Raw genomic sequence first — 20,587 nt, forward strand, 5'->3', positions numbered from 1 at the left:
TCTTAGTTGGAGTCGCTATAATCCACTGATTCTTCAATAAACACTTGGTCGTCACGCGTAATTTTATACGCACCTTGCTGCCCTTCTTCCAATTCAAATTTTAACTGTCTCGAAGTGGATTCGGTAATGGTAAATTCATCATAGACATCATTCAAGTTACGGGTGCGATCTTGGATGTAAATCTTAATCTGTTGCGGAACTGGTTCGGGTTGTTGCCAATTGCCCTCTTCATCCTGTTCCTCATCAACAGGTTCTGAAACGTCAGGTTCATAAGGGATTGTCACTCGATGGACGATAAGTTGAACCGTTTTTTTCTCCGGACCTTTTGACACGATCACTTGCACTCTCCCGCCCTTTTCGACTGCTGTACCTTTGTCCGGAACTTGGGAAATTACTTGCCCGGCCGGGACTGTTTCTGAATGCTCATGTCCGACGACGGAAATATTGAAGCCGGTAGATTCCGCATAGTCGGTTAATTGGTTTTCATTATAGCCAATCAAATTACCAAGTGTCCGTGTCTCTTTCCCTTTACTCACTGTAAAGACGAGATCGGTTTCACTAGGAACGACTTCCATCCCACCAGGTGGATCCTGCCCTATAATCGTCCCTTCCGGTTCATCGGAAAATTGTGTGTCAGCTTTAATGGAGCGGAAACCATAGACATTCAAAGTAGACTCAACGGTTTCATAACTACGTCCCGTATAATCCAACAATTCGAATTTTTCCTTTCCCGTACTGATATAGAGCTTGATGGACGATCCAACTTCCCGCTTTTTATTCGCTTCGGGTATGGTCTGGATGACTTTACCCGCCTCGATTTCATCGGAAGTCTGTTCAATTGGCTCATCCACCTTAAACCCTTCTTCTTCCAGCATACTTATCGCTTCCGCCTCGTCCATTCCGGAAACGTCAGGAACGATTGCCTGTTTCGGACCTAGCAAACTGATAATAAGAATGGCCAATAGCGCTACCACAATGACGCCACCTACTATACCGGCGACAATCGGCCATTTTTTCCGTTTTTTCTTCGGCGCTTGCGGTGGTTCAATAACAACCGGCTCAATTTTTTTTGTCGATTCCGCTTCTTCAAATTTGGGCACATCTTTTACAACCGGAATTGCCATCGTTTTGTCGTCATCATATGGGATGCTGAATTTCTCTTCGTCCGCACGTTCAGGCGATAATACAGTCAGGAGATCATCATACATCTCATCTGCGGAACGGTAACGGTACGATGCATCTTTCGCAGTCGCTTTTAAAATGACATTTTCCACACTTTGCGGGATGGAAGGGAACGCTGCACGTACGGATGGCGTTTCTTCTTGTAAATGTTTTAACGCAATCGCCACAGCTGTTTCTGCAGAAAATGGCAATTCGCCCGTCAATAATTCATAAAAAACAATACCCAGTGAATAAATATCCGATTTTTTTGTCGCCATCCCACCCCGCGCTTGCTCCGGTGATAAATAATGAACAGTCCCGATGACGGAGTTCGTTTTCGTATGCGCAGTTGCACTGAGCGCCATGGCGATACCAAAATCTGTAATTTTCACATTTCCATCCGCATCCATAAGAATATTTTGGGGCTTGATATCGCGGTGCACGATCCCGTTATGATGCGCGTTGGAAATGGCGGAAACAAGTTGCTGCATAATGGGCAAAGCCCGTTCAGGTGTCAGTGGCCCTTCCGATTGGATGAACTGTTTTAACGTCTGTCCCTCCACGTATTCCATTACTAGATAATGAAGTTCTCCATCCTCTCCGACGTCGAAAATATCGACAATATGCGGATGCGTCAAACTCGTCGCTGACAGTGCTTCCCGTTGAAATCTGCGTTTCAATTCTTCTTCATTGGCAAAATCATAATGGAGTACTTTAATGGCTACATCGCGATTCAGGATTGCATCATGCGCGAGATAGACTCTGGACATCCCTCCGTCACCAATCGCCCGCAAAATGTCATAGCGGCCTCCGATTCGGCTTCCGATCATAGATCATCCACCTCCACCTTGGTCGAGTCAATCAGAATAACGGAGATATTGTCCTCTCCGCCCATCTGATTCGCCAAGTCGATCAACTTTTTCGCTTTTTCATATAAATTGGCATCGGACAACACAATCTCTTGTATTTTCCCTTGGTTCACTTTATTGCTAAGACCATCTGTGCATAACAATAAGTAAGATTGGTCTTTCAATTCGATGGAATACAAATCGGGTTCAATCGTCTTTTCAGAACCGATCGCTTTCATAATCCAATTCCGTTGAGGATGTGCCTCCGCTTCTTCCTCCGTAATTTCACCATTCTCCAACAGGATATTAACGTATGAATGATCCTTCGTAATTTGACGGATGCCATTTTCATTGATGGCATAGACACGGCTGTCGCCCGTATGGGAAACTAGGCAGGAACTTCCCCGAATAAGTGCCGCTTCCAAGGTCGTCCCCATCCCTTTTAACTCCTCATTGTCATTCGCCTCATTGAAAAGAAGCCGGTTGACATAATTAACTGTTTCTTGGAGCCATTCCACCCAATATTGCTCGTCTACAAAATCGGTTGCATCGAGCTCGAGGAATTGTTCGCCTATCACTTTAATCGCCGTGGAACTGGCATAATCGCCTGCTCGATGCCCTCCCATTCCATCCGCAATTACTGCAAGAATGATACCTTCCGATCGTGTAAATACGGCTGCGCTATCCTCATTGACCTTACGTTTCCTTCCAACGTCCGTCAACACTTCAAATTGCAACGTCCATCCCCTCTTTTCTACTTCACGTTCCTCTGTTCACATCATTTTTTCCGGAAAGCAGCGACAAAAAAGCCATCGCTTCCAAAATGTTGTGGCAGCACTTGGAGCATATCGTCATCCATCGCCAATTTCTTGTTTTCTTTTAATTGGGGCAATGGAACTTTTTCCATATCCGGATGTTTTTCTAGAAATCGGTCGACCATTCCTTTGTTTTCGGAATGCTCCACCGTACACGTACTATAGACGATCAGGCCATCCGGTTTAATCAATTCACGCGCCGTTTCCAAAAGTTCTGACTGAATCGATGTCAATCCGGCGAAATCGGCTTCGGTTTTATTGTACTTGATTTCCGGTTTTCTGCGTATGACACCGAGACCACTGCACGGTGCATCGACCAAAATGCGGTCGAAAGACGCAGGTGCATAGAGGTCCGTCAATTTCCGGCTATCCCCGCTTTTCGTCTGAATGGACGTTAATCCAAGCCGTTTTGCATTGGCTTCAATGAGCGCCAATTTATGATCATGAATATCATGAGCGAAAACTTCTCCATCATCGTTCATCTTTTCAGCGATATGGGTCGTTTTTCCGCCGGGAGCCGCACACATATCCAACACTTTCATGCCGGGCGCCACATCAAGCGCAAGAACAGGTAACATCGAACTTTCATCTTGAATCGTCACAAGCCCTTTTTTATACACTTCCGTATTAGCCGGATTGCCATTTGTCGTAACGATGCATTCGGGCACCACTTCACCTTTCCGCACTTCAATGCCTTCCGATTCCAGCAAGGAAGCGACTTCTTCCGGTGTCGTTTTGACCGCATTCACACGGACAGTCATCACAGGTGGTTGATTGTTTTCATGGGCCATAATGGTGGTTTCCTCTTCGCCGAATTGTGCTGTCCATCGCTTGATCAGCCATTCAGGATGACTCGTCTCAATCGCGGTTTTTGTAACGCCATCTTGCAAATCGTCGAGCGGACGAACCCCGCTGCGCAAGATAGAACGAAGAATGCCGTTTACCGTTGGCGCAATGCGTTTATGCCCCCGTCTTTTTGCGATTTCAACCGCTTCATGAACAACCGCATGAGGCGGGATTTTCGTCAAATAAACGATTTGGTAAATTGATAATCGAAGAAGTTCCCGCACCCAGCCATCCAATTTCCCACGGACAAACGGTTCAAGATAATAATCGAGCGTCATCCGGTGTTGCAATGTACCGTATGTCAACTCTGTCAACAAGCCGCGGTCTTTCGCTTCGATTCCATATTTCTCGATCGTTCGATGTAATAATAAATTGCTGTAGGCTTGGTTGTTGTTAATTTCCATCAAGATGGATAAGGCGGCATCCCGCACATTGCCGTTCCAAATTTTCTTTTTCGGTCTATTATTCATTCAAAGCGGTCTCCTTCGCTCCATTTCGATCCAATGCCACGAATGAAAACATCCGCCATCATCCGCTTCTTACCAGCAGGCTGAAGGTCGGTGATCGCAATCGCGGTCTGATCCCCTGTTTTCACAATGAGCCGATCCTGTTCGATCTTAATGATTGTACCTGGCTCCGCTTCTGTAGTTGAAGTGACTTTTTCACCCCACCATACTTTCACGTTTTCACCTTGAAATACCGTATAAGCAACTGGCCACGGATGAAGACCACGGATTTGATCGTAAATCGCTTTTCCACCTTTGGACCAATCGATCCGCTCCTGTTCCCGTGAGATATTACGCGCAAACGTGACAAGTGATTCGTCTTGGACAATGCGCTCATTCGTTTCATTTAAAATAGAAGGAAGCGTCTCTTTCAGCAGCTTCGTCCCCGCCGCTGATAGTGCTTGGAACATGCTTCCCGTATGATCTGTTTCTGAAATCGGGACCGTTACTTGCGAAATGATATCGCCCGCATCCAACTTTTCAACCATATACATAATCGTCACGCCCGTTTTCGATTCTCCATCTATAATCGATTGGTGAATCGGCGCGCCCCCACGATATTTGGGCAATAATGATGCATGGACATTAATGCAACCGAGTCTCGGTGATTCGAGCAGTTCCTTCGGTAAAATCTGACCGAATGCTGCTGTGACGATCAAATCCGGCTGTAGAGCGATAATCTCTTCCAATTCGGCAGAACCTTTCAGCTTTTCCGGTTGAATAATTGGGAGTCCGAGGCGTAGTGCTTCTTGTTTTACCGGCGGCGGTGTTAAAATTCTTTTCCGCCCAACAGGTCGATCCGGCTGTGTGACAACAGCTGCAATCGTGTGACCTTCCTCATGAAGCATTGTTAAGATCGGGACAGAAAATTCTGGGGTTCCCATAAAGACAATCTTTGTCATTGGTGTCCACCTTCCTTTTGATCCGTTTCTTCATTCGCTTCTTCAAATTCCGATGGATCGACGACACGGATAATTTTCGAGTCGAACAAGACGCCATTTAAATGGTCGATTTCATGGAGGATGGCCCGCGCTTCATAATCCTCCGCTTCAAGTTCATAGAGCGATCCATCCCGCTCCTGTGCTTCGATGCGGACAAAAAATGGCCTTTCCACCTCTCCATATAAGCCCGGAAAGCTGAGGCATCCTTCCACTTCCACTTCGGATCCACCGATCGCTGTTACGACAGGGTTCACCATTTCAATGACATCTTCCCCTTCGCCCAAGTCAACGATGGCGACCCGTACAGCTTCCCCAATTTGCGGCGCCGCAAGGCCGACACCATCTGCTGCAACCATTGTTTCATACATATCATCAAGAAGTGTTGCAAGTTTCCGATCGAATTTTACAACCTCTTTGCACTTTTGTTCTAAAATCGGTGCCGGGTATTTCACAATTTCACGTATAGCCAATTGAATTCCTCTTTTCTCTTCGTCTAGGCTCAGGGCGCCAGGCACCCTGCGCTTTTGCTTACATCTAGCTCTGGATGTCTGTAGCTCTGCTTTCAAAAGATGGACGCCGGTTCTACATCTACCGTCATGATGAGGCCTGATTTGATCCAGTCCGTCCGGTATATTTTAATAAGTTGCTGTAAGGTTTCAGTCAACTTCGGTTCTTTTTTGTATTTTATCAAACATTGGTATCGATATCTATTGTTCACACGGCTAATGGCCGAGGCGGTCGGTCCGATAATGACCGTATGTTGTGATAAGTGCTCTTTTAGGAAGCGGGTCCCTTTTTCTGCGTAATCGGCCACCTTCAATAAATCCTCGTGAGTGAACTGGACAAGCGTGACATAAAAATAAGGTGGGTAACCATATTGCCTTCTCGCCGCCATTTCCAACTGATAAAATGGCTCATAATGCTGCGCTTTCGATAACTCGATTGCATAGTGTTCTGGCGTGTATGTCTGGATGAACACCTCACCCGCCAAATCATGGCGACCTGCCCGTCCACTCACTTGAGTCATCAGTTGGAACGTTTTTTCCGCAGCACGGAAATCGGCCAGATGCAACGTCGTATCTGCCGCCAGTACACCGACCAACGTAATATTGGGGAAATCCAGCCCTTTGGCTATCATCTGTGTACCGAGTAAAATATCCGCTTGCCCTTCACTGAATTGGCGCAACAAACGCTCATGCGCTCCTTTTTGCCGCGTCGTATCAACATCCATCCGAATGACACGCGCTTCAGGGAAGAGTTTCGCAATTTCTTCTTGCGCTTTTTGAGTACCGGTACCGAAAAAGCGGATGTGCTCACTCTCACATTGGGGACATTGGAGAGGTACGCGTTCTTCATGGCCGCAATAATGGCATTTTAGCCGTTCATTGGCACGGTGATAAGTGAGCGAAATATCACAGTTCGGACATTCGACGACTGTTCCGCAATCGCGGCATAACACAAAGGAAGAAAACCCGCGCTTATTGAGAAATAACACCGTCTGTTCCCCTTTTTCCAACCGTATTCGTACGGCATCCGCAAGCGGTAATGAAAACATCGAACGATTGCCATTTCTTAGCTCCTCACGCATATCGACGACCGTGACTGCGGGAAGTTCCTGGTCTTTTGCACGCTTGGATAATGTAAGAAGCGAATAGACTCCCTTGGAAGCGCGTGCATACGATTCGAGGGAAGGTGTTGCACTGCCTAGAATAACCGGGCAATTGTAATATTCCGATCGTTTGATGGCCACATCCCTCGCATGATAACGCGGCGTATCCTCCTGTTTGTAAGTCGACTCATGCTCTTCATCAAGAATGATGAGACCGATATTTTCGAACGGGGCAAATATCGCCGATCTCGCGCCGACGACCACTTTCACTTCTCCCCGCTGAATTTTGCGCCATTCATCGAATTTCTCTCCAGAAGATAAGCCACTATGCATCACCGCGACAAGCGGACCAAAACGTTCTTTAAACCGGGCGGTCATTTGCGGTGTCAATGAAATTTCCGGTACAAGGACAATCGCTTCCTTGCCCTGATCCAACACATGCTTAATCGCCCGCAAGTACACTTCTGTCTTGCCGCTACCTGTAATACCATGAAGAAGAAAGGTTTCCGGTTTTCGTTTATCGAAAGAGTCGGTGATACGAGCTAAAGCAACAGCTTGTTCTTCTGTCAAACGTACTGGGATGGCTGTATCCTTTAGCTGTGGTAGTTCTGGTTCGCGATACACTTCTGCCAGTTCTTCCGTAGCTGCCCCTTTTTCAATGACCGCTTTCAAAATTGCCGCTTGAATGCCCGACTGTTCCATCAGCTGTTTTGCACTGATTGTCTCGCCCGCATGTTCAATCATCCAATTCATCAATTCCATCTGCTTTTTGGCATTTTGCTGAATAGACGCTAACAACGTTTCAAGTGTCTCTTTATCTGCAATCTGGATCATACGCACTTTCTTAACCGCTGTCTGTTGACGAATGGCTGTGTCCACCGTAATGATCCCTTGCTTGACATAATCCTTTACGGTTGTGAGCAAACCCGATGCTTCCGCTTCTTTCAGAGGGATCCGTTTTCTCCCCGCCAGGAAGCGCTTGAATGCCTCGTCTTCAATCTGTTCCAATTCGTCCACAACAATGACTTTTTCATATTTGGCCCGCATGGCGGCAGGCAACATCACTTGGAGCGCATCAATTTCATACGCTAATGTATGTGTCGCCAGCCATTTGGACAAATTGAGCAATTCCGTTGAAATGACCGGCTCCAAATCAATGAGTTCATCGATCGGCTTCAATTTTGAACGATCCAGTTCACTTTCTTCCTTCAACCCAATTATGTAACCAAGCACTTTCCTCGGACCGAACGGCACTTTCACACGTGAACCGACTTCGATAACAGCTGTAATAGAAGCTGGTACAAGATAATCGAAAGGTCGATCGATCGGATAAGCAGATACGTCAACAATGACTTCAGCGATCATGTAGACGGTCACTTTCCTCTTTTATAATCGTTTCTAGCAATACTTTAGCCAATTCTTTTTTCGGCATCGCTTCAAACGGCTGATGCATGCCTTTTCTTGATAAGAGCGTAACGACATTCGTATCTTTGCCAAATCCTGCATCCGGATCGGTCACGTCATTCACGATGATATAATCTAGATTTTTACTTTCCAATTTTCCTCTTCCATAGTCGACCGCATGTTCAGTTTCCGCTGCAAAGCCGACAAGGATTTGTTCTGTTTTCATCTCGCCAAGCGATTTCAATATATCGGTCGTCCGTTCAAGTTCAATCACCGAATCGCCGTCTTTCTTTTTCATCTTCTGTGTATGGATTTCTTTCGGGCGATAATCTGCGACCGCTGCTGATTTGATGACAATAGATGCATCCTTATAATGTGCTCGCACCGCTGCATACATATCCGCTGCACTTTCCACATCGATGACCGTCACACCGGCCGGCTTGTCCAATCCGACTGGACCGGATACGAGGATCGTTGTCGCACCAAGCGAAGCAGCCGCTTCCGCCATCGCATACCCCATTTTCCCACTTGAAAAGTTCGAAACATAGCGGACCGGATCGATTCGTTCACGTGTCGGTCCGGCCGTAATGACGACTTTTTTCCCCGCAAGCGGTCTTTCATTTGGCGTCGCAAACCGTTCCATAATCAGTTCTACAATTTTCTCAGGCTCTTCCAAGCGCCCTTTCCCTACATATCCGCACGCCAAAAAGCCTTCGGACGGCTCGATGAATCGATAGCCATCTTGGTGCAATCTGTCGATATTGCGGATGACCGCTTTATTTTCATACATATGAACATTCATGGCCGGCGCAATCCACACTTCTGCCGTTGTAGCGAGCAATGTCGTTGTCACCATATCATCGGCTATGCCGTTCGCCAATTTCCCGATGACATTTGCTGTTGCAGGTGCAACGACAACAAGATCTGCCCAATCCGCTAGATCGATATGCGCGATAACACGAGAGTCTTTTTCGTCGAATGTATCGAAATAAACATCGTTGCGCGACATCGCCTGAAATGTAAGCGGCGTGACAAATTCCATCGCCGATTCCGTCATCATCACTTTCACATCTGCCCCCGCTTGTGAAAGTTTACTGACGAGCGCAACCGCTTTATAGACCGCGATTCCACCGGTTACACATAAGAGGATTTTTTTATTCAACATCTCTGTCCGCACCCTTTCTAAAATGACAAACTCCCAAAGAAAGACTCGTTTCTAAGGGAGTATCACGTTTGCTTATTTTTTGAGTGGTAGCTTTTTAGATCTCGTCTTCGTAAACAATCGAGTCATCTTGCTTCTGTTTCGTCAATGCACCAGCGGCAACTTCTTCAAGCGCTTTGCCGACATTCTTTTTCGAGTGGTACTTGGAAAGGAGCTTATTGCCTTCTTCCTGCATTTCGCGCGCTCGTTTTGAAGCGAGTGTTACAAGTGTATATTTTGAATCGATCTTAGCTTTTAATGAATCAAGTGATGGAGTTAACATCTTTTATTCCCCTTCCAGCATAGTTAAATAGCGTTTTTCCACACGTTCACGACGGCAATGTTCAGCAGTGACGATGGCGTTTATGCGATCGCATGCATTCGATACTTCATCGTTTTCAACGACATAATCATACAAATTCATCATTTCTAGTTCTTCACGTGCCTTCGCGATCCGTGAAGCGATGACGTCGGCTCCTTCTGTCCCTCTTCCGATGAGGCGCTCTTCCAATTCGGACAAGCTTGGTGGTGCTAAGAAGATAAATAGTCCATCTGGCACTTTGGCGCGAACTTGTGCAGCTCCGACCACTTCAATTTCAAGGAAGACGTCCCTTCCTGCCTCCAGCGTCTCATTGACATAGTCAAGTGGCGTTCCATAATAATTGCCGACATACTCCGCGTACTCCAATAATTTGCCTTCTTCCAGCAATCGTTCGAACTCATCTCTCGATTTGAAGAAATAGTCGACCCCATCCACTTCCCCTTCACGAGGGCTGCGCGTAGTCATTGAGATGGAATATTCATAGTTCGTATCAGGCTGTGTAAAAAGTTCTTTTCGGACCGTCCCTTTGCCTACGCCAGAAGGTCCGGACAAAACGATCAAAAGCCCACGTTTTTTATACATGCAATCCCTCTTCTTATTCTAGTTTGCTTTGCGAGAATGATTCAACGCAAACATGCTTGTTCCGATCTGACGGATCATAACACTTTGTTGTTAATTATACCATATCTCATGCAGAGAGTGCTAAAATGGAACAAAAGGAATTGAAAGAGGAATCTATATGGCATTTGACGGTTTATTTACAACGGCAATGGTACAGGAATTGCAAGCCTTACAGAACGGCCGCATTTCCAAAATCCATCAGCCAAACGCACAGGAAATTGTGTTCCTTGTCCGAGCAGACGGCAAAAACCACAAATTACTCATTTCGATCCATTCGTCTTATTCGCGGGTCCAATTGACAAACGAAGCGATTACGAACCCTTCCGAACCACCGATGTTCTGCATGGTGCTTCGCAAGCATCTGGAAGGTGGCATTATTACAACGGTCGATCAGTTCGGATCAGATCGGATCATCACATTCGACATCCAAGCAAAAAATGAAGTTGGAGATGACATCAAAAGAAGGATTTATGTTGAAATTATGGGCAGACATAGCAACTTGCTTCTCGTCGATCCAGATCGCGATATGATTATCGATAGTATGAAGCATCTCCCTCCTTCCGTAAATAGTTACCGGACCATTTTGCCGGGGCAACCGTTCATCCCTGCCCCGCCGCAAGACAAAGCAGATCCGTTTGCTTTGACGGAAGCCCAATTTCTTGAGTTGTTGCCGCAATTAGAAGAAGCTCGTGATGTAGTCAAGCTCTTTTCGGGGTTTTCACCGGTGAACGCTACTGAACTGCTCTACCGTTTACAAGACGCCTCGGCGCATGAACAGTTTAAAGTATTTACAGCATTCCTTGCTTCATTTAGAGGAACGGGCGGCTCTCCCAACCTAGCGGAAATCGGAACGAAAACCGCATTTTCTGCAACGGCGCTGACGCATGCAGATCGCACGCTTGCGGAATACGATACACTTGGCGAACTGTTGGATAAAGTGTATTTTGCACGTGCGGAAAGAGAACGTGTAAAATCGCAGGCGGCGGATTTGGAACGGTGGCTGGACAATGAAATTGCGAAGCTCAACTTGAAAATGAAAAAACTCGTGAAAGAACGGGAAGCAGCCGGGAAGCTCGATACATTCCAACTATACGGCGAGTTATTGACGGCGAACAGTTACGCCATCCAAAAAGGGATGACGGAAGTGGTCGTCAACAACTATTACGAAGAAGATGCAACGGTGACCATACCGCTAGATCCACGAAAATCGCCGATCGATAACGCACAGCGCTATTACGCGCGCTACACGAAAGCGAAAACAGCACTTGTCATGATTGCGGAACAACTAGAAAAGGCCGAAGAAGACATCGCCTACTTCGAAATGATCAAACAGCAGGTATTGCAAGCATCCCCTGAAGATATCGAAGAAATACGTGAAGAGTTGGCGGAACTCGGATTTTTGAAAGCGCGGAAAGTGAAAAAGAAAAGTAAACCGAAAAAACCGGCACCAGAAACGTATATGTCCACTTCAGGCGTGAAAATTTCAGTCGGAAAAAATAATAAACAAAATGACTATTTGACCTTCAAACTGGCGTCGAGAGATCAAACTTGGCTGCATACAAAAGATATCCCGGGGTCACATGTTGTCATCCATGACACAAATCCCGATGAAGAAACAATTCTAGAAGCCGCCATCCTATCCGCATATTTCAGTAAAGCACGCGGATCGGCTTCCGTCCCCGTCGACTATACAGAAGTGCGACATGTCAAAAAGCCGAACGGATCGAAACCGGGATTTGTCATCTATTTTGAACAAAAGACGATTTTTGTTACACCGGATGAAGATGTCGTAATGAAACTGAAGAAATGAAAGATGCGATTTCACAAAGGTTGTTCCTTGTGGAATCGCATTTTCAGTATAGATCATTTTATTTTTCACCTTTATCGATGCGGAAATACTCGGAGATTTGGACAACCCGAACATTGCTTGTGTTCAATTCATGATAGATTCCTCTACTGTCGCGAAACGAAATATATTGATCCCGCTCGCTGCGAATGAGCTCCTCCGCCTTTTCCTGTGACTCCATATGAATGAACCTTCTAATATAATGCTCCTCATCGAAAAAGTAGGTCACTTTGAATTCTTTCATTCCAAATAACTCCCGTCTTTCGGTCTTTTTTTCTTTATTCTTCCCTTTTCATCTCAAACTGAATCGTATTTTTCACGACTGGACAAGAGAAGTTATGGTAAATTAGTAATATTCGCAAGTATAAAAAGTAGAAAGCAGGGGGAGAGAAGATGACTGGCTCTATTGATAGAATTGAACTGATAAATTTTTCGATCGGACTACCGAAAAAAATGAAATATGGTACGGATAAGGAAATGGAAACCGGCATTTGTAAAGAAACGACGGAGGAAGCATTTTTGACGAATGATGGCTTTCATGGCGACGGTGTAGCAGATTTACGCCATCATGGCGGGCTGGATCGTGCAGTTTGTGTTTATCCGTATGAGCATTATACGCTTTGGGAGCAGGAGTTCAACAAACCTCTGCCACGCTCAACTTTCGGTGAAAATATAACCGTTACGAATATGTTGGAGCAGGATGTACATATCGGCGATATTTTTCAACTCGGAGATGCTGTAATTCAAATTACGCAAGGTAGAATTCCGTGTAGTACGATTACAAAACGAACCGATCTCCCTCCCTTGCTTAAAAGAATGATCGAAACAGGATTTACGGGTTATTTATGTCGCGTATTGGAAGAAGGGACCGTTCGGAAAGATTCGCAAATCACTTTACTTGAGCCACACCCAAAACAAGTATCCGTCCTATTTACGAATGAGCTTTATTTTCATCGTCCCAAAGATGTTGAAGGTATTCAAAAAGTGTTGGGTGTTCAAGAATTGGCGGAAGATTGGCGGGAACGCTTAACGAAGCGATTGGAGAAATTAACAAGTCCGGTGTGAAACCTTGCTCCGCATAAGTAATCATTGTAAAACTTAATGAAAAGGGCAGTTCCAACATTCAGTGCAAGCTGACGTTTGGAACTGCCCTTATTGTCATTTCAATAATCCCGCTTTCAATTTCCCATGCCAATCCAGTAAATCGCTGATCGATTCCTCGCTGATTGTACCGCTTTCCTGTGCTGCTTCTGTAAGTGCGCCGAAATTGGTCAGGCTATTGTATGTCAGCCCCGCGGAAGCAAATGCTTCATCGGCACTTTGGAGCTCGTATGTAAAGATGGACACGATTCCTGTCACTTCGATGCCTTCAGAACGGAGTGCATCCGCAGCATTCAAACTACTACCACCTGTGGAAATTAAATCTTCGATAATGACCGCTTTGTCTGTTTCCGCGATTTTCCCCTCGATTTGACGGCTGCGTCCATGCCCTTTCGCTTTCGAACGGATATAGACCATTGGCAAACTAAGAATGTCCGCTACCCATGCCGCATGTGGAATTCCTGCTGTTGCCGTTCCTGCAATGACTGTCGTTTCCGGGTATGTTTCCCGTATAATATCTGCCAAGCCTTGTGCAATTTTTTTCCTGCCTACTGGGTCTGACATCGTCAAACGGTTGTCGCAGTAAATCGGTGATTCAATACCCGATGCCCACGTGAACGGATCATGGGGGCTCAGTTCCACTGCACCGACATTCAATAGTATTTTTGCAATTTCTTTTTTCTTGCTCATGCTTCTGTCCCCTTCCAAAGCGCTTCGATCTGTTCATAAGCTGCACGCGGATCCGTCGCCCCTGTGATAGCCCGCCCGACGACAATATGGGTCGAACCTTCCAGCCGCGCTTGTTCCGGTGTTGCAATCCGTTTTTGGTCATGTGCCCCGCCATCCGGAAGTCGGATGCCCGGTGTCACTTTGAAAAATGATTTTCCGCAAACTTCTGTAATCACAGCCGCCTCGTGGACGGAACAAACAACGCCGTCCAGTCCGGCGTCTTTCGTCAGCTTTGCATAATGAAGAACAGATTCTTGTAGCGATGCGCCGATCAATTGTTCCTCTCGTACTTGGCGCTCATCCGTGGATGTCAATTGCGTGACAGCGATCAATGACGGACGTGTCATCCCTGAAGGCGTTCCTTTATCCAATCCTTCCAGCGCCGCTTCCATCATCGTCTTATTGCCTGCTGCATGGACATTGACAAGATCAACGCCAAATCCGGCAAGCACTTCCATCGCAGATTTTACGGTATTCGGAATATCATGCAGTTTCAAGTCCAGGAAAATATCGAAGCCCAACTCTTTCAAACGGGCTACGATCGCCGGACCTTCTTTATAATATAACTGCATGCCTACTTTGACATTAACATTCCCGTCGAAGACACGAAGGAAATCGAACGTCTTGTCAGCCGATTCAAAGTCGAGTGCAATGATTGGTGATGTTTTCATAAACGGTGACTCCTTCCTATCAGTTCAGAAATATGACCTACGCCGAGCTCATCCAGTTTAGCCGGCAATTCTTCGATAATTTGCGGGCAAACAAACGGATTGACGAAGTTTGCGGTCCCTACCGCTACGGCGCTCGCTCCCGCAGACAAGAAATCGATCACATCGGCTGTTTCCGAAACGCCGCCCATTCCGATGATCGGAATTCGGACCGCTTTGCTCACTTCGTAGACCATCCGGATGGCAACCGGCTTCACCGCCGGACCGGACAAACCGCCCGTTCCATTTGCAATGACAGGGCGACCTGTTTTCTGATCGAGACGCATCCCGATAAGTGTATTGATCATCGTGATGCCATCCGCTCCGCCTGCTTCGACCGCTTGCGCAATGGACACAATGTCAGTGACATTTGGGGAGAGTTTGATATAAACCGGTACTGCAGAAACGGCTTTCACCGCCTTTGTTAGTTCTTTAGCCACTTCGGGATCTGTACCAAACGTAATGCCCCCTGCCTTGACATTCGGACAAGAAATATTCAGTTCTATCGCTTTGACATTCGATGCTTTTGACACTTCTTTGACCACTTCGACATAGTCCGCTGTTTCAGTTCCTGCGACATTCGCAATAATCGGGACGTCGAATTGTTCAAGCCAAGGCAATTCGTTTTCCAATACGCCTTGCAATCCTGGATTTTGCAACCCGATCGCATTGAGCATCCCTGCGGCTGTTTCCGCAACGCGGGGAGTCGGATTGCCAAGCCGTGTTTCCAACGTCGTCGCTTTGATCATAATCGCCCCAAGCAAGGATAGATCATATAGTCCGCCATACTCTTTTCCGAACCCAAAGCAGCCGGATGCTGGCATGATCGGATTTTTCAATTGTAAGCCTGGTAATTCAATTGCTAATCGATTCATATCGCCACCACCCCTGCCGGGAAGACAGGCCCGTCGGAACAGACTTTGATGTATGCCTTGTCCGTTTTGTCGGTCGTTTGACATATACAAGCAAAGCAAGCTCCGATGCCGCATCCCATTCGTTGTTCAAAAGATAAGAAGCCCTTTTTTCCTTCATACATTTGTTGCACCGCATTCAGCATAGGTAGCGGGCCGCAACTATAATACGTAGCAAAATCTTTGTCGAGCTTCTCCAAGACATTCGTTACAAATCCGGCTGTGCCAAGCGTTCCATCGACCGTGACGATATACGTTTCACCCAACTTCGTGAATTCCTCCTCGTAAAACACTACATTTTCCGATTGGAATCCCAATACATGGATGCATGTCACACCTTTTGCGGTCAACTGTCTCGACAATTCATAGAGTGGAGGGACACCGATACCGCCTCCGACCAATACAGCTGTTTCACCTGCCGCTGTCTCTTCGACCGGAAAACCATTTCCGAGGGGACCGAGCACATCCACTTCGTCACCAGCCCTTTTTTGGGAAAGAAGCGTCGTTCCTCTCCCCTCCGCCCGATAAATGATCGTCATTTCATCCGCTTCGGTATTGATTGAAGCAATAGAGATCGGACGTCTGAGCAAAGGTTCGAATGAATCGGCAACCCTTATATGAACAAACTGGCCAGGGGAAGAAATTTCCCCGACTAAATTCCCCGACAATGTCATTTCAAAAATATGGTGGGCAATCTGCCTCTGTGAGATAACCTTCATCCGATCCTGAATAATCATAGCTGTTTCCCCATTTCTTCTGTCTGGAACGTTATAGATTCAATGACACGGAGCAAGGCGTCTGCCGTATCAATGGACGTGAGACAAGGTACGCCGTTCTCGACCGATTCACGGCGGATTCTGAAACCGTCACGTTCCGGTTGTTTTCCTTTAGTCAATGTATTGATAACGAGTTGCGCCCCGCCTTTTTGAATAACATCGATAAGTGTTGGACCTTCCGAACCAATTTTACCGACCGTTTCCACTTCGATCCCTGCCTCCTGGAACGTTTTGGCTGTGCCTTCTGTAGCCAATAGATGATATCCAATATCTGCAAACCGTTTAGCGATCCCGACCATTTCATCTTTATCTTTGTTGGATACCGTTACGAGTACGGTGCCGTATTCTTTTATTTCCATACCGGCTGCGACAAGACCTTTATAGAGGGCTTTCTCAATTGTTGTGTCTTTCCCCATGACTTCCCCGGTCGATTTCATTTCCGGTCCGAGCGTCGTATCTACCCGGCGTAATTTCGCGAATGAAAACACAGGAACTTTGACAAAAACGCCATCTTGTACAGGTGCAAGACCAATCGGATAGCCTTGTGCCATGATCGATTGTCCAAGAATGGCCTTCGTTGCAATATTAGCCATCGGAATGTTCGTAATCTTGCTGAGGAACGGTACCGTCCGGCTTGAACGCGGATTCACTTCGATGACATACACTTGCCCTTCCGAAATGACGAACTGGATATTGAGCAAACCCACGATATTCAACCCTTTGGCAAGCCGTGCCGTATAATCCGCAATCGTTGCAAGCATGCTCTTTGATAAGCTTTGTGGCGGATACACCGCAATCGAGTCACCTGAGTGGACTCCAGCGCGCTCGATATGTTCCATAATGCCCGGAATCAATACATTTTCCCCATCACATATACCATCGACTTCAATCTCGATTCCCGTTAAGTAACGGTCAATGAGAACCGGGTGATCGGGACTTGCCTCCACCGCATGCTCCATATAGTGCAATAATTCTTCTTCGCGATAAACGATTTCCATCGCGCGGCCTCCGAGTACATACGACGGTCTGACGAGTACCGGATAGCCGATTTCATTTGCAATGGCGACTGCTCCTGGTACAGATACGGCAGTTTTTCCAAGTGGTTGCGGAATGCCGATTTCACGTAGTGCGCGTTCAAACTTGTCCCGGTTTTCCGCACGATCCAAATCTTCCAAAGATGTCCCGAGAATTTTCACGCCACGTGCTTCCAAACCTTCCGCCAAGTTAATGGCCGTTTGTCCACCGAATTGGACGATGACCCCTTCAGGCTGTTCCAGATCAATAATATGCATGACATCTTCGAGCGTCAGTGGTTCAAAATACAGCTTGTCCGAAATCGAGAAGTCCGTCGACACCGTTTCCGGGTTATTGTTGACGATGATTGCTTCGTAACCCGCTTCCTGGATAGCCCAAACGGAGTGGACAGTCGCATAGTCGAACTCGACACCTTGACCGATGCGGATCGGACCGGAACCTAAAACAATGACGCTTTTCTTATCCGATTTGATGGATTCGTTCTCTTCTTCATAAGTACCGTAAAAATATGGCGTTTTCGATTCAAACTCACCGGCACAAGTGTCGACTTTTTTATAAACTGGAACAATCCCTTGCTCTTTCCGCCACTCGTAGACGGTTCTTTCATCCGTATTCCACAACGTTGCTACCGTCACATCCGAGAAGCCCATCCGTTTCGCTGTACGCAATGTCGTGTATTCAAAAGGATTCGCCCGCAACACCGTTTCATATTGAACGATTTTTTCCAGCTTTCGTAAGAAAAAGACGTCGATCATACTCCATTCATGGATCGTCTCTACCGTTATCCCTCTGCGGAATGCTTCACCGATGAAGAATAAGCGCTCGTCACCTGCACGGCGGATTCGTTTTTCAATCCACTCGTCGGTCAATTCCTCACCATTTTTCAACGACAAGCCAAATTGTCCCGTTTCCAGTGAACGGACCGCCTTCAAGATCGATTCTTCGAATGTTCGGCCAATCGCCATCACTTCGCCCGTCGCTTTCATTTGCGTACCTAAGTTCCGATCAGCAGATTCGAATTTATCGAACGGCCATCTCGGAATTTTCGTCACTATATAGTCTAGTGCAGGCTCGAAGCAAGCGTATGTCGTTCCGGTTACTGGGTTCATCATTTCATCGAGCGTCAAACCGACTGCAATCTTCGCTGCCAATTTGGCAATTGGATAACCAGTTGCTTTCGATGCCAATGCCGAAGAACGGCTTACGCGCGGATTCACTTCGATAATATAGTAATTGAAGCTATGCGGATCGAGTGCTAGCTGAACGTTACATCCACCTTCAATTCCAAGCGCACGGATAATTTTTAATGATACATTGCGGAGCATTTGGTATTCGCGGTCCGTCATCGTCTGACTCGGCGCTGCAACAATCGAATCTCCCGTATGAATCCCGACCGCATCGACGTTTTCCATATTACAAACGACTATTGCATTATCCGCAGAATCGCGCATCACTTCATATTCGATTTCCTTGTAGCCGGCGATCGACTTTTCCAATAAGCATTGCGTAACCGGACTGTATTTCAAACCGCTTGTGACGATTTCTTCCAGATCTCCGTCTTTATAGCAAATTCCGCCTCCCGTTCCACCTAGTGTGAAAGCGGGACGAACGATGACCGGATAGCCGATTTTCTCGACAAATGCATAAGCCTCTTCAAGATTATGGATAATATCACTTTCCGGAACTGGTTCTCCGAGTTCATTCATTAATGTTCGGAATAAATCACGGTCTTCCGCTTGGTGGATAGCGTCGAGCTTCGTTCCTAAAATTTCTATACCTAATTCATCAAGAATGCCAGACTCATGCAGTTCGATGGCCATATTGAGCCCCGTTTGCCCCCCGAGCGTAGCAAGAAGTGCATCAGGACGCTCTTTACGGATGATGCGGCTGACGAAATCGAGCGTGATTGGTTCAATGTACACTTTATCCGCGATTTCGGTATCCGTCATAATGGTAGCTGGGTTGGAGTTGATGAGGATGACACGGTAGCCTTCCTCTTTCAATGAAAGACATGCTTGTGTCCCCGCATAATCGAATTCTGCAGCCTGTCCGATAACGATTGGACCGGACCCGATGACTAATATCGTTTCAATATCTTGACGTTTAGGCATTGAAATTCCCCTTCCCACTACTTGTTTGCATAAGTTTTTTGAAGCGATCAAACAGATGATTCGAATCTTCTGGGCCAGGCGAAGCTTCTGGATGGAATTGTACAGAAAACGCGTCGTAAACCGTGCTTTTCACACCTTCAATCGACTTGTCATTTAATGCCAGATGCGTCACTTCAAGATCTGTCCCATCAATTGAGGATGCATCGATTGCATAGCCATGACTTTGGACCGTTAATTCCGTTCGACCGGAACGCAAATCCTTCACTGGGTGATTACCACCGATATGGCCATTTTTCAATTTCATTGTACGAGCACCACTTGCAAGGGCAAATAATTGATGGCCTAGTCCGATGCCGAAAATCGGGGCTTTCCCAACTAATCCTTTGATCGTTTCAACTGCGCCTTTCACATCTTCCGGATTTCCGGGGCCATTGGACAATACGATTCCATCCGGGAATAGGGCAAGGATTTCTTTTGCTGACGTATCATAAGGAACTACGATGACATCGCAATCTCTTTTATTCAGCTCGCGGAGGATGCCGTGTTTCATCCCATAATCGATCAAGACGACTCGTTTCCCGCGACCTGGGCTTGGGTATGGTTTTTTCGTTGACACCTGGGCGACTAAATCAGTCGGTAAAGAATAAGAGGCTACTTGTTCAACAAGTTCAAGTGCATTCACTTCTTCGCCAGCTGCGGTCAGCATGCCTTTCAAAGGTCCTTTTTCACGAATCAACCTTGTTAACTTTCGTGTGTCAATCCCTTCAATTCCGGGAATTCCTTTCATCGTGAGCAGCTCATCCAATGTCATCCCGCTGCGGAAATTGGATGGCTCGTCCGCTAGTTCGCGGACGACGATGCCATGAATTGCCAGTTCAATAGATTCATAGTCATCCCGGTTAATGCCGTAATTTCCGATGAGCGGGTATGTCATAACCATAATTTGTCCACATGCAGATGGGTTGGAAATTATCTCTTGATATCCTGTCATCCCCGTCGTAAAAACCGTTTCGCCTATTGACGCTTCATCCGTGCCGAAAGCAATGCCTTCAAAAATCGTGCCGTCTTCCAAAATAAGCAAACGTTTCTTCATGTTT

18 protein-coding genes are annotated in these 20,587 nt (G+C 46.6%); 2 read left to right on the forward strand and 16 right to left on the reverse strand.

Annotated elements, in window-relative coordinates; translation table 11 throughout:
• Window positions 1–2: 2 nt before the first annotated feature.
• The 9 genes from pknB to gmk all read right to left on the reverse strand — a co-directional run bounded on the left by pknB (window position 3) and on the right by gmk (window position 10,235).
• On the reverse strand, window positions 3–1,991 hold the full coding sequence (gene pknB, locus ACFPRA_RS06235; protein WP_381431796.1) for a Stk1 family PASTA domain-containing Ser/Thr kinase: 1,989 nt from the start codon (window positions 1,989–1,991) through the stop codon (window positions 3–5).
• Window positions 1,988–2,746 carry a Stp1/IreP family PP2C-type Ser/Thr phosphatase gene (locus ACFPRA_RS06240; RefSeq protein WP_381431798.1) on the reverse strand — a complete coding sequence of 253 codons (759 nt, stop codon included), beginning with the start codon at window positions 2,744–2,746 and terminating at the stop codon, window positions 1,988–1,990. The genes pknB and ACFPRA_RS06240 overlap by 4 nt, the downstream gene beginning before the upstream one ends.
• Before the next feature lie 41 nt (window positions 2,747–2,787).
• A complete protein-coding gene (rsmB, locus tag ACFPRA_RS06245; RefSeq protein WP_381431800.1) occupies window positions 2,788–4,140 on the reverse strand; it encodes a 16S rRNA (cytosine(967)-C(5))-methyltransferase RsmB in 1,353 nt (450 codons plus the stop codon).
• Window positions 4,137–5,078 carry a methionyl-tRNA formyltransferase gene (gene fmt, locus ACFPRA_RS06250; protein WP_381431803.1) on the reverse strand — a complete coding sequence of 314 codons (942 nt, stop codon included), beginning with the start codon at window positions 5,076–5,078 and terminating at the stop codon, window positions 4,137–4,139. The genes rsmB and fmt overlap by 4 nt, the downstream gene beginning before the upstream one ends.
• Window positions 5,075–5,587, reverse strand: coding sequence for a peptide deformylase (def, locus tag ACFPRA_RS06255; RefSeq protein WP_381431805.1), 513 nt, complete (start codon window positions 5,585–5,587; stop codon window positions 5,075–5,077). Before def ends, fmt begins: the two co-directional genes overlap by 4 nt.
• Before the next feature lie 92 nt (window positions 5,588–5,679).
• On the reverse strand, window positions 5,680–8,091 hold the full coding sequence (priA, locus tag ACFPRA_RS06260; RefSeq protein WP_381431807.1) for a primosomal protein N': 2,412 nt from the start codon (window positions 8,089–8,091) through the stop codon (window positions 5,680–5,682).
• The gene (gene coaBC, locus ACFPRA_RS06265) at window positions 8,081–9,295 is read right to left on the reverse strand and encodes a bifunctional phosphopantothenoylcysteine decarboxylase/phosphopantothenate--cysteine ligase CoaBC (protein ID WP_381431809.1); all 1,215 of its coding nucleotides are present in this window, start codon (window positions 9,293–9,295) and stop codon (window positions 8,081–8,083) included. The genes priA and coaBC overlap by 11 nt, the downstream gene beginning before the upstream one ends.
• A gap of 94 nt (window positions 9,296–9,389) precedes the next feature.
• Entirely contained in the window at window positions 9,390–9,614 is a 225-nt protein-coding gene (gene rpoZ, locus ACFPRA_RS06270; protein ID WP_381431811.1) for a DNA-directed RNA polymerase subunit omega, read from the reverse strand.
• A 3-nt stretch (window positions 9,615–9,617) separates the two neighbouring features.
• On the reverse strand, window positions 9,618–10,235 hold the full coding sequence (gene gmk / locus ACFPRA_RS06275) for a guanylate kinase (RefSeq protein ID WP_381431813.1): 618 nt from the start codon (window positions 10,233–10,235) through the stop codon (window positions 9,618–9,620).
• Between the two features lie 157 nt (window positions 10,236–10,392).
• On the opposite strand from gmk, the gene ACFPRA_RS06280 reads away from it, so the two are divergent.
• Window positions 10,393–12,084 (forward strand): Rqc2 family fibronectin-binding protein, encoded by a 1,692-nt coding sequence (locus ACFPRA_RS06280; protein ID WP_381431815.1) that lies wholly within the window; start codon window positions 10,393–10,395, stop codon window positions 12,082–12,084.
• Window positions 12,085–12,142: 58 nt separating this feature from the next.
• Here the strand turns inward: ACFPRA_RS06280 and ACFPRA_RS06285 are convergent, their stop codons facing one another.
• A complete protein-coding gene (locus ACFPRA_RS06285) occupies window positions 12,143–12,364 on the reverse strand; it encodes a hypothetical protein (protein ID WP_381431817.1) in 222 nt (73 codons plus the stop codon).
• A gap of 149 nt (window positions 12,365–12,513) precedes the next feature.
• Here ACFPRA_RS06285 and ACFPRA_RS06290 point away from each other — a divergent pair, with 149 nt between their 5' ends.
• Window positions 12,514–13,185: an MOSC domain-containing protein gene (locus ACFPRA_RS06290; protein WP_381431819.1), complete on the forward strand. Its 672-nt coding sequence runs from the start codon at window positions 12,514–12,516 to the stop codon at window positions 13,183–13,185.
• Window positions 13,186–13,278: 93 nt separating this feature from the next.
• Here the strand turns inward: ACFPRA_RS06290 and pyrE are convergent, their stop codons facing one another.
• Genes pyrE through ACFPRA_RS06320 form a run of 6 tightly spaced genes read right to left on the reverse strand, consistent with a single transcriptional unit; the run spans window position 13,279 to window position 20,583 of the window.
• Window positions 13,279–13,911, reverse strand: coding sequence for an orotate phosphoribosyltransferase (gene pyrE / locus ACFPRA_RS06295; RefSeq protein WP_381431821.1), 633 nt, complete (start codon window positions 13,909–13,911; stop codon window positions 13,279–13,281).
• Entirely contained in the window at window positions 13,908–14,621 is a 714-nt protein-coding gene (gene pyrF, locus ACFPRA_RS06300; protein ID WP_381431822.1) for an orotidine-5'-phosphate decarboxylase, read from the reverse strand. Before pyrF ends, pyrE begins: the two co-directional genes overlap by 4 nt.
• Complete coding sequence (locus tag ACFPRA_RS06305; protein WP_381431824.1) at window positions 14,618–15,532, reverse strand: dihydroorotate dehydrogenase; 915 nt, start codon at window positions 15,530–15,532, stop codon at window positions 14,618–14,620. Before ACFPRA_RS06305 ends, pyrF begins: the two co-directional genes overlap by 4 nt.
• Window positions 15,529–16,305, reverse strand: coding sequence for a dihydroorotate dehydrogenase electron transfer subunit (locus ACFPRA_RS06310; RefSeq protein ID WP_381431826.1), 777 nt, complete (start codon window positions 16,303–16,305; stop codon window positions 15,529–15,531). The genes ACFPRA_RS06305 and ACFPRA_RS06310 overlap by 4 nt, the downstream gene beginning before the upstream one ends.
• Window positions 16,302–19,490 carry a carbamoyl-phosphate synthase large subunit gene (gene carB / locus ACFPRA_RS06315; protein ID WP_381431828.1) on the reverse strand — a complete coding sequence of 1,063 codons (3,189 nt, stop codon included), beginning with the start codon at window positions 19,488–19,490 and terminating at the stop codon, window positions 16,302–16,304. The genes ACFPRA_RS06310 and carB overlap by 4 nt, the downstream gene beginning before the upstream one ends.
• Complete coding sequence (locus ACFPRA_RS06320; RefSeq protein ID WP_381431830.1) at window positions 19,483–20,583, reverse strand: carbamoyl phosphate synthase small subunit; 1,101 nt, start codon at window positions 20,581–20,583, stop codon at window positions 19,483–19,485. The genes carB and ACFPRA_RS06320 overlap by 8 nt, the downstream gene beginning before the upstream one ends.
• Window positions 20,584–20,587 lie beyond the last annotated feature (4 nt).

It is taken from the genome of Sporosarcina soli (assembly GCF_042655805.1).
GTDB lineage: Bacteria > Bacillota > Bacilli > Bacillales_A > Planococcaceae > Sporosarcina > Sporosarcina soli.

Excerpts from the sequence above, each read along its gene's own strand:
- pknB (WP_381431796.1), bottom strand. The coding sequence starts at position 1,991 with ATGATCGGAAGCCGAATCGGAGGCCGCTATGACATTTTGCGGGCGATT.
- rsmB (WP_381431800.1), bottom strand. The coding sequence starts at position 4,140 with ATGAATAATAGACCGAAAAAGAAAATTTGGAACGGCAATGTGCGGGAT.
- fmt (WP_381431803.1), bottom strand. The coding sequence starts at position 5,078 with ATGACAAAGATTGTCTTTATGGGAACCCCAGAATTTTCTGTCCCGATC.
- priA (WP_381431807.1), bottom strand. The coding sequence starts at position 8,091 with ATGATCGCTGAAGTCATTGTTGACGTATCTGCTTATCCGATCGATCGA.
- coaBC (WP_381431809.1), bottom strand. The coding sequence starts at position 9,295 with ATGTTGAATAAAAAAATCCTCTTATGTGTAACCGGTGGAATCGCGGTC.
- rpoZ (WP_381431811.1), bottom strand. The coding sequence starts at position 9,614 with ATGTTAACTCCATCACTTGATTCATTAAAAGCTAAGATCGATTCAAAA.
- gmk (WP_381431813.1), bottom strand. The coding sequence starts at position 10,235 with ATGTATAAAAAACGTGGGCTTTTGATCGTTTTGTCCGGACCTTCTGGC.
- ACFPRA_RS06280 (WP_381431815.1), top strand. The coding sequence starts at position 10,393 with ATGGCATTTGACGGTTTATTTACAACGGCAATGGTACAGGAATTGCAA.
- ACFPRA_RS06285 (WP_381431817.1), bottom strand. The coding sequence starts at position 12,364 with ATGAAAGAATTCAAAGTGACCTACTTTTTCGATGAGGAGCATTATATT.
- ACFPRA_RS06290 (WP_381431819.1), top strand. The coding sequence starts at position 12,514 with ATGACTGGCTCTATTGATAGAATTGAACTGATAAATTTTTCGATCGGA.
- pyrE (WP_381431821.1), bottom strand. The coding sequence starts at position 13,911 with ATGAGCAAGAAAAAAGAAATTGCAAAAATACTATTGAATGTCGGTGCA.
- pyrF (WP_381431822.1), bottom strand. The coding sequence starts at position 14,621 with ATGAAAACATCACCAATCATTGCACTCGACTTTGAATCGGCTGACAAG.
- ACFPRA_RS06305 (WP_381431824.1), bottom strand. The coding sequence starts at position 15,532 with ATGAATCGATTAGCAATTGAATTACCAGGCTTACAATTGAAAAATCCG.
- ACFPRA_RS06310 (WP_381431826.1), bottom strand. The coding sequence starts at position 16,305 with ATGATTATTCAGGATCGGATGAAGGTTATCTCACAGAGGCAGATTGCC.
- carB (WP_381431828.1), bottom strand. The coding sequence starts at position 19,490 with ATGCCTAAACGTCAAGATATTGAAACGATATTAGTCATCGGGTCCGGT.
- ACFPRA_RS06320 (WP_381431830.1), bottom strand. The coding sequence starts at position 20,583 with ATGAAGAAACGTTTGCTTATTTTGGAAGACGGCACGATTTTTGAAGGC.